Here is a 15,761-nt window from a genome sequence, read left to right on the forward strand (position 1 = left end):
AGGAGATTCTATGCAGAAAATTTTTACCCACAAAAAAATTCTTATCTGTGTAAGCGGAAGTATTGCCGCGTATAAAATGCTCGAATGTATCTCGCGACTTTATAAATATGGCGCACAAATAAGAGTGATTATGAGTGCGGAGGCGTGTAAGTTTGTGAATCCTCTTAGCTTTGAAGCATTAAGCAAAAACATCGTGCTAAGTGAAAATAACCAAATGTGGGCAAGTGAATGCGTTAATGAAAGTATAGACAAAGTCGCAGACAAGACAATAGTTGGGGTAAATCACATCTCCTATGCCAAGTGGGCAGACATCGTACTTATCGCTCCAGCCACCGCAAATAGCATTGCAAAAATCGCCTATGGCATAGCAGACTCTGTAATGTTAAGTGCGATTTTAGCTACCAGCGCACCCAAGATTCTAGCCCCCGCGATGAATACCGCGATGCTAGATGCTCCTCAAACCAAACGTAACCTTGATACGCTCATATCTATGGGTTATGAGATAATTCCCTCTCGTTCTAGCCTCCTCGCCTGTGGAGACTATGGCAATGGCGCGTTAGCCGAAGTTGATGAGATAATTTTCTGCCTCGCCCGCGCCTTATATTTGCAAGATTCACATTTGCAAATCTCATATTTTCAAAATTCTAACACACACAATCCCCCCGCACAAATAGCCTTTTGGCGCGATAGAGAAGTAATCATTACTGGTGGAGGCTCAAAAGAAAATATAGATTTGGTGCGATACATTTCTAATCACAGCAGCGGCAAACAAGCAAGTGCCTTGGCCCTTGCCCTTTATATGTTAGGCGCGAGAGTGAGGCTTATCTCAAGCGCATTTCCCATAACATTACCACTTGGCATAGAATGCAAAAGGGTGCAGAGCGTGCGCTCCTATGATGAAGCCATTAGTGAAGCCATACATACTGCATTGGATTTAAAATCCACAAAAAAACCAGCACTTTTTATGGTGGCAGCCCTTGCAGATTATGCACCCACAAGGCAGGAGGGCAAACTTAAAAAAGAGCAAATTGGCGATGAGCTTATTTTAGTCTGCCACAAGACAAAAGACATTCTTTCACACATTTGCGCGGATAAAATATATAAAATAGGTTTTAAAGCCGAAACTGATGAGAAAAACGCTCTAAATCACGCTCAAAATATGCTTAAAAACAAACATTGCGAGGCAGTATGCCTCAATGTGATAAACGCAAACAATCCATTTGGTGGCGAAAATAATGCGCTAAAGATTATCACATCTCAAGGCATAGAAGAAATAAGCGGGAGCAAGTTTGATGTGGCACTCAAAATCGCGCTTTTTATCGCACCTCTCCTTACTTATAAAGATTTGGAATCTCAAGTCAAATAACTCACTATGCTCAACAAGATTGCTCAAATTGCCGCCACACTTAAAAATACACAAACACCCACGACCTATAATGCCGCCCTGCCTATACTCATAAAGGTAATTGCAAAACTTAAGGGCGATATGTATTTGTTGCAGATTGGAGCACAGAGGATTGAAACTAAAAGCCATAAGCAACTCAATGTAGGTGAGCGGTATTGGGGTGAAATGGGCAGAAGTTCGCTTGGGCATATCACGCTTAAAAATCTTATCGCACAGCCTAAAATCATCGATATGTTTGCTAATGCACCGCTCAAGCTTTCCTTGCAAAACTTACAGGATTTGGGGAAGCAGAGCGATATTTTTTCAGGATTTAAGGACTTTTTGAGTCAAAAACTTGCAGATTCTGTAAGCAAAGATGAATTTATCTTTCTAGGTAATCTCCTGCTTGGACTAGAAAAAAATGTGTTAAGCCTAGTGATTAGCGAAAAAGACGAGGTGCTACAAATGAAGAGAGTTGGCACAAACAAGGTGCGATTTAGCGCGATAATGCCTTCTCTTGGGATTATTGAAGGCGAGATAAACATTGCAAAAGGCGGAAATGCCTTAAGCCTTAAAGTGATGTATGAAAGCACCAAAATTTTGCTAGAGCAGAATTTTGCGCTCCTTAAGGGCTTTGCGGTAAGTAGCATTGTGCTTGATTCTGCGCTTAAGCCCTTGTATGAGTTTCAAGAAAGCTTACTTGATGTGCGAGGATAGATGGCTTTGCATCGCTTGACTTAGAAAGTTTTTATATTGAGATGTATTTATTTTCCAAATAAGTAGCTTCCAAACCAAAATACCCTGCATATTTTAGCTTTTTGGTTAAAGTCATTGTATTTTTCCTGCACGATAGAATCATCAAAGTAGAGTTCCCTTGCATTTTTTAAGGTAAGGGCAAAATCTATATTTTTGGCTTTATCTATACGCCTTTTGGTTATTTCACTCCCTTTCTCATAGATAAAGCCTATGTGGATATAGTTTTGCCTTTCATCGTCATAGAATTTTTTGTAAAATCTAAGCACAAATAATGCGCGATTTCTAGCGGATGATTCTGTTCCTTTTCTTTGCTCTCTCCAAAAAGCATTTTAGCTTTTGAATATGAGGTGTCTATTTCTAAGGGTATGCTTTGGTGTGTAGGGATACCCTCTTTATAATTGGCGGCAGTGAATATTCGCTCTCCTTTGAGATAATCAGTGCAAGCTTTTGCATTGTCTTTTGGCACAAAATCATATACACTTCTCACCCAAAACCAACGATATTCTTTGAATACAGAATCTTTAGATTCAATAGATAATATGACTTGCTTATTCATTCTAACTCCTCAAATTGTCAATATAATTCTACCATTTTTTGCATAAACTTCTTAGGTATTCGCACGCAGTTCGCTAAAGCTTAATTACTGATTGGATTTGTGCGAAAATGTGAAAAGATAGAATCATCAAAAGGCACTTTACAAAAAAAACAAAATGTAAAGGGAGTAGCTTTTAGAGATACAATAAAGCCAAAATGCAAAGTTATATCAAGCTAAACGAAGTAAAACTGCTATAATCATCTTTGCAATATGAGAAATAAGGAGAAATTATGTCATCACACAATCCACACGATACTAAAGAGCCACAAATGAAAGCAAAAAGCCCCGACTTTGATGGATTTATACGCGAGGCAACCCATATTTTTGAGGATAGAATCTACACAGATTATCTCCGCCGCTTTGCTTATGGCGTAGATGCTTCTTGCTATGCCTATGTACCGCGCGTGGTGGTAAGGGCATTTGATGAACGTGAAATTATTTTGCTTTTTACCCTAAGCAATAAATACAATACGCCTCTTACCTTTAGGGCAGCAGGGACAAGCCTAAGCGGACAGGCGTGTAGTGAATCTGTGCTTGTTTTAGCAAATGCAAGGTGGCAGGAAATCAGCATAACACGCGAAGCACAAAGCATTTTTTGTGATTGTGGCGTGATAGGAAGTGAGGCAAATGACGCACTCAAGCCATTTGGTAAAAAGATTGGACCTGACCCGGCTACGATTAATAATGCGATGATTGGCGGGATTTTCTCCAACAATTCAAGCGGTATGTGCTGTGGCGTGAAGCAAAATAGCTACAACACGATTAAATCTGTGCGTGTGATTTTACACAATGGCTTTGTGCTTGATACGAGCGAAAATGCAAATAAAAACGAAAATATAGAATCTTTTATGCGATTGCATAAGGACAAGGCGGAAGCATTACTTGCTTTGAGAGGAGAAATTCTCAAAAATAAGACGCTTTGTAACCTCATTAAACGCAAATTTGCCATTAAAAACACGACTGGTTATAGCATTAACACTCTACTTGATTTCGCAGATATAAAGGATATTTTGAATCACATTTTCATTGGCGCAGAGGGGACGCTGGGCTTTGTCTCAAGGGTAGAGTATGAATGCGTGGAAAATAGTGCGTTTAAAGCCTGTGCTTTGCTCTTTTATAAAGATTTAGAATCTGCGGCAAAAGCGGTGCAGATTCTTGCAAAAAATGATGACAAGGTAAGTGCAGCAGAAATAATGGATTATGCGTGTTTGAAATCAGCCCAACATTTAGAGGGCGCGCCAAAGGAGCTAAAGAGTATTAAAAGCGGACAATGCGCTATTTTAACGCAATTAGAGGATAGCTCACAGGAGGGATTGGATAGCAAAATCGCCTTTATTAGCAATGCGCTAAATTCTGCGCCTAGCCTCTTTGGGGTGCATTTTAGCAGTGATGAGAAAGAAATACAATCTTGGTGGAAAATACGCAAAGCCCTTTTGCCATTGTCTGCGAGTTTGCGCCCAAGCGGGAGCATTGTCATTACAGAGGATATTTGCTTCCCCATAGAATCTTTTGCGACAGGCATTGAGGAGATTACAAAACTCTTTAAAAAATTTAAATATGATGGCATTATCTTTGGACACGCACTATCGGGCAATGTGCATTTTATCATCACGCCATTTTTGGGTGAAAAAAGCGAGAGTGAGCGATTTGGTGGCTTTATGGAAGCTATGGTGGAATCTGTCATAGCCCTAAATGGCAGCACAAAGGCAGAACACGGCACAGGCAGAATGGTTGCGCCATTTGTTGAGAGAGAATGGGGAGCTAAAGCCTATGAGATAAATTGTCAAATCAAGCGCATTTTTGACCCAAGCGGACTTATCAACCCCGATGTGATTATCTCAAGCAATCCTCAAATCCATTTGCAAAATCTCAAAGATTCTACGCAGGTGGAGGATTTTATCAATCAATGTATGGAGTGTGGATTCTGTGAAAAGGTATGCCCGAGCAAGGAGCTTACCCTCACTCCTCGCCAACGCATTGCCCTAAGGAAAGAAATACAAAGGCTAGAAAATATCACAAATAGGAGCGCGGAGCAAGAGGAGATACTCAATGGGCTTAAACAAGGCTATAAATACTATGGTATAGAAACTTGCGCTACTTGCTCAATGTGCGCAACACTCTGTCCTTTGGAGATTGATACCGCACGCATTGCCCTAGAGATCAAATCTCGTGTAGCGCAAAATGCAGATGTGGGAGGTTTTAGCACATTTGTAGCGCACCAAAGCAGTAAGCATTTTGCAACAACCATAAAAGCACTTAAGGGCGGAATAAGCCTTAGCAATACACTTTTTTCTGCCTTTGGCTCAAATGTGATGAGTGGGCTAAGCCTCAAAGCACACAAGAAAATTCACACACCCTATATGCCTAGCACCTTACCACAGGCTAATACTTATGCTTTAAAGTCTAAAGCGATAAAGGCAGATTCTAAAGACAAAAAGAAAGCACAAAAAATAGAGAAAGTGATATACTTTACAACCTGTATCAATCGCACCTTTGCACCGAATAAAAAAGCCCTTGACAAGCGCAGTTTGCAGGAGGTTTTTGAATCTGTATGCAAAAAGGCGAATGTTAGTGTTATTTATCCGCGCAATGTAGCAAATCTCTGCTGTGGCAAGGCATACAAAGACTACAAGCAGAGTGCGGAGGGCAAGGTAAAGGAGCTTTACGCCACCCTTAAAGCAATGCAAAAAGAACACGGCGATATAGCCATAGTGTGCGACCATAGCGCGTGTAGCTATGAAACAATGCAGTATGTGCGCTCACAAGAGGATTCTAAAAATGGCTTAAAAATCTATGATATGCCTCAATATATAGAATCTGTGCTTTTAAAGCGACTAAAAATTACGCCTAAGAGTGAAAATATTGCGCTTTATGCAATGTGTGCCACCAAAAAAGGCAAGTGGAGTGGCTCATTAGAACAAATCGCAAAAACTTGCGTAAGCGGAGAAGTAGCGATACATCACAAAACGCAATGCTGTGGTTTTGCCGGAAACAAAGGCTTTATCTGCCCGGAACTCAATGAAAGCGCATTGAGGGAATTGAAGGATTTTTATAAACAAAAACAAAAAAATACAAGCCATTTTAGGGGTATTAAGCACGGATTTGCAAGCTCAAGCACTTGTGAGATTGGACTCAACGAAAAAACCAATATTGTGTGGCAGAATCTGCTCTATCTCGTTGATGAAGTGAGCGAGGCTAAATAGAAAATTTGGCAAAGCACGAAATACAATCTCATCAATAAGGTTAGATTCTAAAGATTTTAGGCGCGATAGAATTTAGGGCAAAAGCAACACATAACGTTTGCTAACGCGCAAGGTGTTAGCATTTGAGGGATGCAAAACCTTGCCGTGTATATCAAGCAAAAATGTTTGCGGGGCAATTTCTGTAAGAGTCGTGCGGAAACGATAATCCTGCGGAAAAACAAACTCCTGCCTTTTACAACTATTAAAATCACGCTCTTTGAGGCAAAGCGTAAGCATATTGGCAAGACTTCGTGTGTAGAGCTGAAGCTGAATCTTGGCGTGGAGTGTGCTATGAGTGTATGAGCGATGGTGGGATTGGCTAAGGTAAAAAGCACAGGCAAGCCCGAGCGAGAGAATAAACAAAACTGCATAGACAATATAGAATCCTCCGCGCATTTTGTGCTTTTTATAGGAATTACTTATATTTTGCTTTTGCTTCGCACACGCAGGATTCACAACAATATCCTTACTATATCATCAAGCCATACACCACCATTTTCACATCGTGCTTTTGTGGGGGATTTCACACATAATTCTAATGCAAGAAAAGTGCCTTGTGCAGAGACTATGGGTGTAATAAGAAATGAAAGCACATCATCAAGTAGCAACGCATTATCAAGCCATAGCGCATTACTATGAAATGCGAGATTGTGCGTCTTTATAGGTAGAATTATGCGCGGCGTGTGAGTTGGCGCACGCTCTAGCACTATAGCATTGCCCTGAATACGCGTAATTGTGTAAGGCTTAAACGCTTCTTTTGGATTACTCGGTATGTAGGCTTCCTGCGCACTTTGCCAGCCTTTGAGCGATGTAAAATAAAGTGTATTAGCGTGATGTGAATCCACCACAAGCGATACATTAGGCAAAAGCGTATCATTTTGCACCTCTTTGGTCGTATTTTTCGCTCCACCGCCAAAAAACAAGGAATATTCTATGCTAGAAAAACTTATTTGTGAGCTTGGAGTGGTGAAAGGTGTGCCATTTGCGCTAAGGGATTCAATAATAGCGTATTCGAGGAGATTTTGAATCTTAAGCAATGCAAGATGTGGGCTAGAATCGCTTGTATTCTTCGTATAGGCGACATTTTTACTTATCTGCAAAAGCATAGAGCTGCAAATAATACCCACGATACCCAAAATAACAATACTCACAACGGCTTCAAAGAGTGAGAAAGCATTGTGTTTGTGTGATAAACGAGACATTATCGAATGGATTGAGGTATGTAAAAGCGCAGTGTTTCAAGGCTTTTTGAGCTTGTGTAGCTATGCTCTAAAAGCTCGTATTGAATCTGACTAGAGTTTGGGCTACTTGATAGACTTGTTTGGATAGGATTGACAAAAAGCCCTTTATAAACCTCGTAGCTTGTAGGTGTGTGTGTCGGTGTGAGTGCGTATAAAAACATAAAGGCAAATACAAAAGCACTCGCACAAATACAAATCCCCATAACCGCATCAAGAAGCATAAAAGCAGAATGGGATTTGCGAGAATGCTTCGTTATGGGCTGTATATCCTGCTTTATTTGTTGTTTTACACCTCGCTCTAAAAAATGTATATTACTTGGAATCTGTACCCCTTTAAAGCGCATTATCGACTTTATCCTTGATAAACACTGGGGATTCAAAATAAGCCTTTAGCTCGGTGCTATTTTGCTCTATATCTGTCTCATAGCTGATCTCAATCACAAATTTCCACCGCCCCAAAGGTAAGTTGGTAAGCACTTCACTCTCCCATAGATTATTTTCTACATTTGTGAGCTCACCTAGATTCTGTAATTTATCCGCCTCGCGGTTAGAATCAAGATAAAACCAAATCCTATTAATACGAGCAGAGGAGAGCTTTTTATGAAGCTCTATGTGTAGCCTTACCCCATTGGGAGAGATAATGCTTGTTGGTATCTTGGCTTTTATGTCAGGACGATTAGCTGGGGCATAATATGGAAAAATAAAGCTATTATTAGCATATATTCCTTTTTCATCACTTAGCCAAATCTTGTAATCATAAATGTTGTGAAAGAGAGTTTGTTCTTTGATTATTTCATTAATATTCTCATCTACAATACGTTTTTTTGCAAAATAGGTATTTTCATCTTGGATAGGATTTTTCATCGCAATGGTGATAGATACACTTACCATAAATACGCCAAAAAGTAGCACACCTATAATGGCGTGGGGCCAATAATTCTTTTCTTTCATTTTTTATTCCTTGTGATTATTTCTTGCGTGTAAGATAAATAACGCCAATGATACCAAACATAATGAGGAGCATAGCATACATACTGAATCGCACAAAATCTCGACCCCCGCTTTCATCTACGGGCATATTGTTTTCAAGTTTCACATCAAAGTGCTCGGCAATCATATCTGCCGCTTGTGCATAGCCATTAAGGACAACAGCCGATACAAGTTGAGGTGAGAGTGCCTCATCTTTTTGTTTTGGTAAAAGCGGCACCATATATTCAAAATATACTTTGTCCTCATTGAAATACTTATGAGGCTCAGAGCTGATAATACCCATTTTCTCATCATCTCTCATAAAAAAAATAAGCGTATATGGCGCTTTTAGATGCTGCAAAAGAGAATCTTTGTATTGAGTGCGCCTAAGTTTTGCTAATTCTTTAGGTGGTAATGTTTCATCAATGATATTTTGTTGAGATTCTGGGGTTTTATCAACAACGGCTACATACAATGAGTAACCTGTTTTTGAGAAAAGCTCATTTGAGAGAATCTCCACAAATTCTACACTTTTTGGGACTAAAAGAAAACTTCTATTGTCAAGTATGTAAGATTGAAAATCAAGAGATGTAGAACCACCTGCAACCTGAGAATCTAGACTATCTGCATAAGAGAGCGTAAGGCACAAGAGGCTAGTAAAAACTAGCCTCTTTAGTAAGCAAAGCATTGAATTAAACCAAATGCAAGAAGAAATTAGGAATAAATGGAATCACAATTGTCGTAATAATGGTGATGACGATGAGTGTGCCAAGCAATTTTTCAATAAGTGTAAGTTTCATACCAACCTCCTAATTCGCGCTTTTGTGATATTGGGCATTATCAGTGCTGATTTGCTTGATTGAATCTATATGCTCAATCTTGTAATAGCTTGTCGCAACATCTTTTTGAGTAAGAATTGCGCAAGTGCCTAATCCTGCAACGATGCTAAGTAAAAGCACCACAGCGATAATAAACCCTGTTAAACCATTGAGTCCAAATAAACCATTCATCGCAATCCTCCTTACTCTATAGATTCTAAGTCGCGGATAAACGCGTTAAGTGCATCTTTTTGCTTTTGCGCAAAGTTAGCATACTCGAATGAAGGCATAACACCAATCATACCCTTTTTGCCTTTTTCAAGCACTTCCGCCAAGAAATTTGTTGTGCCATATTTTGTCAAGTCTGGCGCAAAGCCATCGAGTCCGCCACCATTACCTTTGCCCTCATCTCCGTGACAAGCTGCACATTGCTCTGCAAAAATTTCTTTACCCTTACTTACTTCAAGTGTGTATTTTGTGCTTTTTACACTTGAAATTTCTTGCATTACATACGCTGCTACTGCTCTTGCATCGCTATCGCTTAGCTCCACAGGCACCATTTCACCAGCAATGTAATTTAAGCCCTTGCTACCTGTTTTAATAGCTTCGATAATACCCTCTTCTTTACCCCATTTTGTGAGGTCTTCTGCCTTGCCATTCATACCTCCAGCATTGATGCCGTGGCATTGTGAGCATTGTACTAAGAATATGTTTTGCCCCATATTCTTGAGTTCTTGATTATCAAGAGTTTCCCAAGTAGATGCGTATTTTTCATTGAAGCTTTGCACTTCTTTGTTGTATTCACCAATTTGTGAATATGCGTTAAGTGGATAGCCTAGGAATATATACCAAAAGCCCCAAATAAGCACACCTAAAAAGCAAGCAGCCCAACCAACAGGAAGATTATTTGTTTGCTCACCTATGCCGTCCCAGCTTTCGCCGACCGACTCTCCTTCAGCCTTGCCATCTTTAATTTTTTTGAGATATACACCCATCACAAAGATAGTGAGTACCAAGATAACAAAAGCACCTAGCAACCCTAGTGTTGTTATATTATCTGACCAATTCATCTGTTTCCCCTTTATTGGATTTTTGTTTTCGTGGCTCAACGGGTTCATCATCAAGATTATCGTTTAACGCTAACTTTGCATACTTCTCATAATCCTTTTTGCCTTTAGCTTGTGAGGAGTAGAGATGATACACATACCCATACAAAAACGCTACGAGCAAAAGCGTAACGATGAGATAAATCTCTTTTTGATAGGCGATGATAAACCGCATTATGAATTCCTCCATCATTCTGCTGCTTCTGCCCGTGATACTGATACTACAGGTGATGCTGCACGGCGAGATTGCCCAAGACTATTCATATAGGCAATAAGTGCTACGATTTGTTTTACTTCGCCTTTTTCGTAAGCCTCTTTTACATCTTGGCTTATCATCTCATCTACAACAGCTTGAGCTTCTTGTTTAAAGATTTCTCTCGCTTTTGCAAGTGAATTTACATCACCTTTGACATAAGAATCCGCACCAATTTGCACACCACCTTCTACATCATAAGGCACACCAAAAACAACTTTTTGTGTATATGCTTCAGCAAATGCTGTTTCAAAATCAACATTTTTTGTGTAGAGATGCTCATACGCTGGCATAATTGAGCCGGGCACACGAGACTTTGGATCTCTCATATGTCCATCGTGCCAATCCACTGCATTACGGCTATCACCTACTCTATGCAAATCTGGTCCTGTACGCTTTGAACCCCACAAGAATGGTCTGTCATACGCATACTCACCGCTAAGGCTGTATGAGCCATATCTGTCTGTTTCAGCCTTAAACGGACGAATAAGCTGTGAATGGCAGTTATAGCAACCTTCAGCTATATATACCTGTCGCCCTGCTGTTTCAAGCAGAGAGTAAGGCTTTAGCCCCTCAATAGGTTGAGCTTTCTTCGCAAAGCCCGGGATTACCTCCACGAGCCCAGCAATAGAAAAAACCAACAAAAACGCAACCGTGAAAAAGAATGGATTTTTTTCCAAAAAACTAAACATTGCTTATTCCTCCTTTATGCTGCCATAGGTGTAGCATTTTGAGGTTCTTTGTCAAGAACCCTACCTGATGAGATAGTCATAAGAATGTTGTAAATAAACATAATGAATCCTATCAAATACATAAGCCCACCAATCGCACGAATAAGATAGTATGGGAAGAGCGCAGTTACTGTGTGAATAAAGCTATAAATAAGACTTCCATTCGCATCATAATCTCTCCACATCATACCTTGTGTGATACCTGCAATCCACATACTTGAGAAGTAAAGGATAATACCTGTAGTCATAATCCAGAATTGCGCGTCCATAAGCTTTTTAGAGTAAAGCTCTCGCTTGAAGATTCTAGGCACCATATGGAAGCACGCAGCAATAACCATAAATCCTACCCAACCAAGAGCTGCATCATGAACGTGTCCGATAATCCAGTCTGTAAAGTGAGCCAAGCCATTGACAGAACGGATAGACTGAATCGGTCCTTCAAGTGTGGTAAGCATATACCAAGTTGAAGCAAGGATGAGGAATTTTATCATTGGAGATTCTTTAATTTGATGCCATTGACCACGCATAGTAAGCAACATATTGATTGCTGTCCCCCACGAAGGCAAAATCAAAATAACTGAAAACACAGAACCAAGTGTCTGAATCCAATCAGGCGTAGTTGAGTAAATAAGGTGGTGTCCGCCTGCCCAAATATAAATAAACATAAGTCCCCAGAATGAGAATAATGTAAGCTTATATGAGAATATAGGCTGTCCAGATTCTTTAGGGAGGAAGTAATAGATTAACCCAATGATACCTGAAGTAAAGACGAATGCAACAGCATTATGTCCCCACCACCATTGCACCATCGCGTCATTTGTCCCAGCATAGAATGAAATAGAGTGCAACATACTCCCTATACCCGCGACGAAATAAGTTGGAACCGAAAGGTTATTGAAAATGTAAAGCGCAGAAATACCAACAAATGTAGCGATGAAATACCACAATGAGATATAAATTGTTTGCTCACGTCTCACACCCATACTTCCAAATAGGCTCACGCCCCACAATACCCACACAACAACTACAAGAATATCAAGAGGCCAAATAAGTTCAGAATATTCTTTAGATTGCGTTAGTCCAGCAAAAAGTGTAACCACTGCAAGCACCATAAGCACAATGTATATCCAAAAATGCGCTAGTCCCACTGCATGCAAGAAACAATGCTCTTTATAGGTAATCTTAAGCACCCTTTGCCCTAAATAATACCAAGAAGCCCAAATCCCACTAAGAGTAAAACCATAGATAATACCATTAGTATGAAGAGGTCGAAGCCTACCAAAAGTTCCATATTCTGAAGCTAGATAGTTTAAATCTGGGAATGCCATTTGAAATGCAATCACTACCCCGATGAGCAGCCCTACAAATCCAAAAGCCATCGCAGAGAAAACAAATAACTTAGCAATTGAGTAATCATACTCGAGCGTGTTTGTCTGCATTGCAGTCTCCTTATTTTGATTTAAATGCGGTATAGATTGTAGTATCTTTGAATTTATAGCCACCTTAAAAAGTTAATAAAGAAATAACAAAAAATTTTTAAAGAGTAAAAAAGTTTTTTATTTTGCACTCAAAACTATCATTTTCTTGCTGCGTTTTGTGTGAGGGTAGAGGGTTGTTTATAGAATCTGCACCAGATTCTATATGTGTGCTTATAGCCTGAAATTCCCACCAGATAAGCTTTCTTATCTTTGGTGGAATATGATATGTGGCGCATAAAGTTTTGAAAGGCTTTGTCATAGGCTCTTTGGTTACGATTTGAAACATACTAATACTATCCAGCGCAATAAACAGCAGCTTATCATTTTTAGCGATGATGAGATTGTGAATCTTACAATTAAAATGGCTTTTCACTATCTCCTCTCGTTGCTTACTGCTTAGCACATAGCCGCAGAGTTTAGCCGCCTTATCACACGCGAGCAAGAGCAAATACTCCTCATTAATGTTAAAGGCAAAAATCGCACATTGATATTTTCCTCTCTCCGTCCGCATAGTCTTAGAAAATTCACAAATATTTTTAGAATCTTTATACAAAGACTCTCTTGCCTCGCTCACAAACTTATGCAAAGATTCTAAAAACAGAATCCGCGGGGCAATCTGTGAAAGCAAATATTCCTTATCCTGCGCGAGATAATTGAGACTCTGTGCTATACCTACACCAAAGGTATTTACAAGATCATTACAAAATCTATGCCGAAAGAAATTTCGCCTAAAGCGCAAATCCGCATTACTCGTATCCTCAAAGTATCGTAAATCACGCTCTTTACAGAATCTATAAAGCTCTTCCTTTGGGGTAGATTCTAAAGGGCGGACAATAGGATATGTGCGCCCCCAATCAAAACCCAACAAATTACCTAGCCCACTGCCAAGCGTGAGCTGCATCATAAACCACTCGAAACGATCATTGAGCTGATGAGCGAGAATAAGCGACTCGTAACCATAAGATTCTATAATCTCATCAAAGAATCCAAATCTAAATATCCTTGCTTGAGTTTCAAAATTATGAGAAAATTGCGGCGCGTGGGCGACAAAGCATTGTTTGTTGTGAATCTGTGCCAACTCTTGTGCATACGCCACCTCATCATCGGCTTCTTTGCGTGTATGATAATGCACGATAGCGATGTCAAAAGGCACATTTGCTTCAAGGAGCAAAAAAAACAACGCCACAGAATCCACCCCGCCAGAAAATCCAAGCAGATGTTTGCCTGTGTAAAGAGATTGTGTTGCGGGGGAGAGCTTCAAAATGCGCCTTTGAAGTGAGATAGCGCATTATAGCATATCTTAGATTCTAAAGACACACCAACATTGTTATAGAATCCAAGATGATAGAATCTAAAATTTTAACGCATTTTATGAGGGATTGAATGAGGATTGCCCCCGCCTGTGCCAATTTGCTTAATCTCGCCACTAGGCAAAATATCAAAAGCCGCGCCAAAGCCCTTTACAAAGCGTCCCAAGCCAAGCTGTAACTCGATGAGATGAAAATCCCGCATTTGACGAATGGTCTTTATGCCACCAGCACCGCCCATAGCAGATTCTAAACTATTAAGCGCGGCATTAAACTCCTCGCTATCACGCTCAATAAAATGCGCATTTGCGCGGTATTTTAAACGTTTGCGCAAGATGACAGACTTTGCTTTGCCCTCATCTTCGAGGAAAAGCACCTCAATTTTTTGGGGATTTGCAGAGATACTCGCAAAATGTTCGGCAACCTCGCTAATGTAGATATAAAGTTTGTTATGAATCTGCATTAAAGGCGCATAGGAGGCAATTGCCTGTCCGTCTTTATCAATACTTGCAATAATGATTGAGCCAAAGCCCTGCTTGAATGCAGCAATTTCATCAGCTATATCTTTGCTATCATCGGGCTTTGCACTTTGACAAAGACTGATGATAGCGTCCTTTAGGCTACTTTCATCAGTCTTTTGCGGAAACTCCACGCGCAGGGAAATGTTATCATTATAGATAATATCTAAGCCCTCAAGATCAATGCCTGTGAGCGTGGCATTTTTTACCTCACCATTAATGAGTGCCTCTTTTTTGCCATATTTTTTACAGAGCGCAATAAGCTCGTTTGTGTGATAATTATTCATATGTGAAATGATGGTTTGTGGATTCATAGTTTGCTCCCAAAGTAGAATTGTGCCTTCATAGGCTACCACGAAAGTAGCCTACTTATGCAATCAAACAACAAATAAGGAAGGAAAAGATGCTCCTAACCCAACCCGCCCAACCAAACCAAAAATGATTTTGCTAAAAGCATCACTTAAAAGACAGGTGCATTATAATGTAAAGAAACTTAAAAATAAATTAATAACTATTCTTATTTTATAAAAATACAGAATCCTGCTTTAGAGTAAGCCAAAACTTTGGGCTACTTTCCACAATGTAAGAATAATAGAGAATGCGTATATGCCAATAAGCGCATAACGATGATTATGCAGTGTAACCTTACTGATGAGATAGATTCCAAAAGACACTCCAATCATTGAGGATATACCGATGATAATACCGGCTCTAAAGTCAATCAAATCGTGCGCAGCAAGTGAAAGTGAGCCAGAAATCGAAGCAAAAATAATAAAAAAAAGCGAAATAGGCACAACCTTTTTAGAATCAAAACCTAGATAATACGCCAAAATAGGCGCGAGGATAAGCCCTCCACCAACTCCCAAGCTCACAGCAAATATGCCCGTTAAGAATCCTGCACCAATCATCAAAAACTTTTGCTTGAAAGGATTAGTAATAGGTGGCGTGGGGTTAGCTTGTGTTTTGACATTAAAGACATATTTGTAAAAACTCACCGCAGATAGGAGCAAAAAGAGTAGGAGGAGGATTTGCGAAGAGAGTGAATCCACGATTATTCCGCTAAATGATGCCCCAATAAGTCCGCCTAGCCCCACAAAAACGCCGTGATAAATGTCAAGCTTTTTTTGAAAAATATTAATGAGTGAGCCAAAGGTTGAGGAAAAAACCATTTGCATAATGGATACACCGATAGCATACTCCATTTGCATACCCAGAATAAGCAAACAAGGCACGATAATCACGCCTCCACCTATACCAAAGAATCCAGCCGCCACGCCACTTGTAAAGCCAAGAATAATGAGTATTTCAACAGCCATTTTCTCCCTCCAATTACCCTTTCATATGCTTAGAATCCTACTCGCCT

Annotated in this window: 17 protein-coding genes; 3 read left to right on the top strand and 14 right to left on the bottom strand. The window is 39.9% G+C overall.

Features of this window, described 5'->3' with window-relative positions:
* The first annotated feature begins 10 nt into the window (after positions 1-10).
* Both coaBC and BN2458_RS08940 read left to right on the top strand, forming a co-directional pair.
* Positions 11-1,366, top strand: coding sequence for a bifunctional phosphopantothenoylcysteine decarboxylase/phosphopantothenate--cysteine ligase CoaBC (gene coaBC, locus BN2458_RS08935; protein ID WP_034325361.1), 1,356 nt, complete (start codon positions 11-13; stop codon positions 1,364-1,366).
* Between the two features lie 6 nt (positions 1,367-1,372).
* Positions 1,373-2,101 (top strand): hypothetical protein, encoded by a 729-nt coding sequence (locus tag BN2458_RS08940; RefSeq protein ID WP_034325362.1) that lies wholly within the window; start codon positions 1,373-1,375, stop codon positions 2,099-2,101.
* A 247-nt stretch (positions 2,102-2,348) separates the two neighbouring features.
* On the opposite strand, the gene BN2458_RS08950 is transcribed toward BN2458_RS08940, so the two are convergent.
* The gene (locus BN2458_RS08950; RefSeq protein WP_034325364.1) at positions 2,349-2,696 is read right to left on the bottom strand and encodes a hypothetical protein; all 348 of its coding nucleotides are present in this window, start codon (positions 2,694-2,696) and stop codon (positions 2,349-2,351) included.
* Positions 2,697-3,004: 308 nt separating this feature from the next.
* Between BN2458_RS08950 and BN2458_RS08955 the strand changes: the two genes are divergently transcribed.
* On the top strand, positions 3,005-5,938 hold the full coding sequence (locus BN2458_RS08955; protein ID WP_058122111.1) for an FAD-binding and (Fe-S)-binding domain-containing protein: 2,934 nt from the start codon (positions 3,005-3,007) through the stop codon (positions 5,936-5,938).
* 72 nt (positions 5,939-6,010) lie between these two features.
* Here the strand turns inward: BN2458_RS08955 and BN2458_RS08960 are convergent, their stop codons facing one another.
* The 13 genes from BN2458_RS08960 to BN2458_RS09020 form a co-directional block, all read right to left on the bottom strand.
* On the bottom strand, positions 6,011-6,433 hold the full coding sequence (locus tag BN2458_RS08960; RefSeq protein WP_231944783.1) for a hypothetical protein: 423 nt from the start codon (positions 6,431-6,433) through the stop codon (positions 6,011-6,013).
* Positions 6,430-7,128, bottom strand: coding sequence for a hypothetical protein (locus BN2458_RS08965; RefSeq protein WP_231944784.1), 699 nt, complete (start codon positions 7,126-7,128; stop codon positions 6,430-6,432). The genes BN2458_RS08960 and BN2458_RS08965 overlap by 4 nt, the downstream gene beginning before the upstream one ends.
* Positions 7,129-7,178: 50 nt before the next feature.
* A complete protein-coding gene (locus BN2458_RS08970; RefSeq protein ID WP_231944785.1) occupies positions 7,179-7,562 on the bottom strand; it encodes a hypothetical protein in 384 nt (127 codons plus the stop codon).
* The gene (locus BN2458_RS08975) at positions 7,552-8,169 is read right to left on the bottom strand and encodes a hypothetical protein (protein WP_034343552.1); all 618 of its coding nucleotides are present in this window, start codon (positions 8,167-8,169) and stop codon (positions 7,552-7,554) included. Before BN2458_RS08975 ends, BN2458_RS08970 begins: the two co-directional genes overlap by 11 nt.
* A 16-nt stretch (positions 8,170-8,185) precedes the next feature.
* Positions 8,186-8,875, bottom strand: coding sequence for a hypothetical protein (locus BN2458_RS08980; RefSeq protein WP_034325367.1), 690 nt, complete (start codon positions 8,873-8,875; stop codon positions 8,186-8,188).
* Between the two features lie 121 nt (positions 8,876-8,996).
* Positions 8,997-9,197: a DUF4006 family protein gene (locus tag BN2458_RS08985; RefSeq protein ID WP_034325368.1), complete on the bottom strand. Its 201-nt coding sequence runs from the start codon at positions 9,195-9,197 to the stop codon at positions 8,997-8,999.
* Between the two features lie 11 nt (positions 9,198-9,208).
* Positions 9,209-10,075, bottom strand: coding sequence for a cytochrome-c oxidase, cbb3-type subunit III (gene ccoP / locus BN2458_RS08990; RefSeq protein WP_034325369.1), 867 nt, complete (start codon positions 10,073-10,075; stop codon positions 9,209-9,211).
* Positions 10,059-10,304, bottom strand: coding sequence for a cytochrome c oxidase, cbb3-type, CcoQ subunit (locus tag BN2458_RS08995; protein WP_081951497.1), 246 nt, complete (start codon positions 10,302-10,304; stop codon positions 10,059-10,061). Before BN2458_RS08995 ends, ccoP begins: the two co-directional genes overlap by 17 nt.
* A complete protein-coding gene (gene ccoO / locus BN2458_RS09000) occupies positions 10,301-11,056 on the bottom strand; it encodes a cytochrome-c oxidase, cbb3-type subunit II (RefSeq protein WP_034325370.1) in 756 nt (251 codons plus the stop codon). Before ccoO ends, BN2458_RS08995 begins: the two co-directional genes overlap by 4 nt.
* A 14-nt stretch (positions 11,057-11,070) precedes the next feature.
* Positions 11,071-12,534, bottom strand: coding sequence for a cytochrome-c oxidase, cbb3-type subunit I (ccoN, locus tag BN2458_RS09005; RefSeq protein WP_034325371.1), 1,464 nt, complete (start codon positions 12,532-12,534; stop codon positions 11,071-11,073).
* Between the two features lie 97 nt (positions 12,535-12,631).
* The gene (gene tilS / locus BN2458_RS09010; protein WP_052082193.1) at positions 12,632-13,834 is read right to left on the bottom strand and encodes a tRNA lysidine(34) synthetase TilS; all 1,203 of its coding nucleotides are present in this window, start codon (positions 13,832-13,834) and stop codon (positions 12,632-12,634) included.
* 98 nt (positions 13,835-13,932) lie between these two features.
* Positions 13,933-14,712, bottom strand: coding sequence for a HugZ family heme oxygenase (locus tag BN2458_RS09015; RefSeq protein ID WP_034343676.1), 780 nt, complete (start codon positions 14,710-14,712; stop codon positions 13,933-13,935).
* Positions 14,713-14,943: 231 nt separating this feature from the next.
* Positions 14,944-15,714, bottom strand: a complete 771-nt coding sequence (locus BN2458_RS09020; protein ID WP_034325372.1) for a sulfite exporter TauE/SafE family protein — start codon at positions 15,712-15,714, stop codon at positions 14,944-14,946.
* Between the last annotated feature and the right edge of the window lie 47 nt (positions 15,715-15,761).

This window comes from Helicobacter typhlonius, assembly GCF_001460635.1.
GTDB classification, from domain to species: Bacteria; Campylobacterota; Campylobacteria; order Campylobacterales; family Helicobacteraceae; genus Helicobacter_C; species Helicobacter_C typhlonius.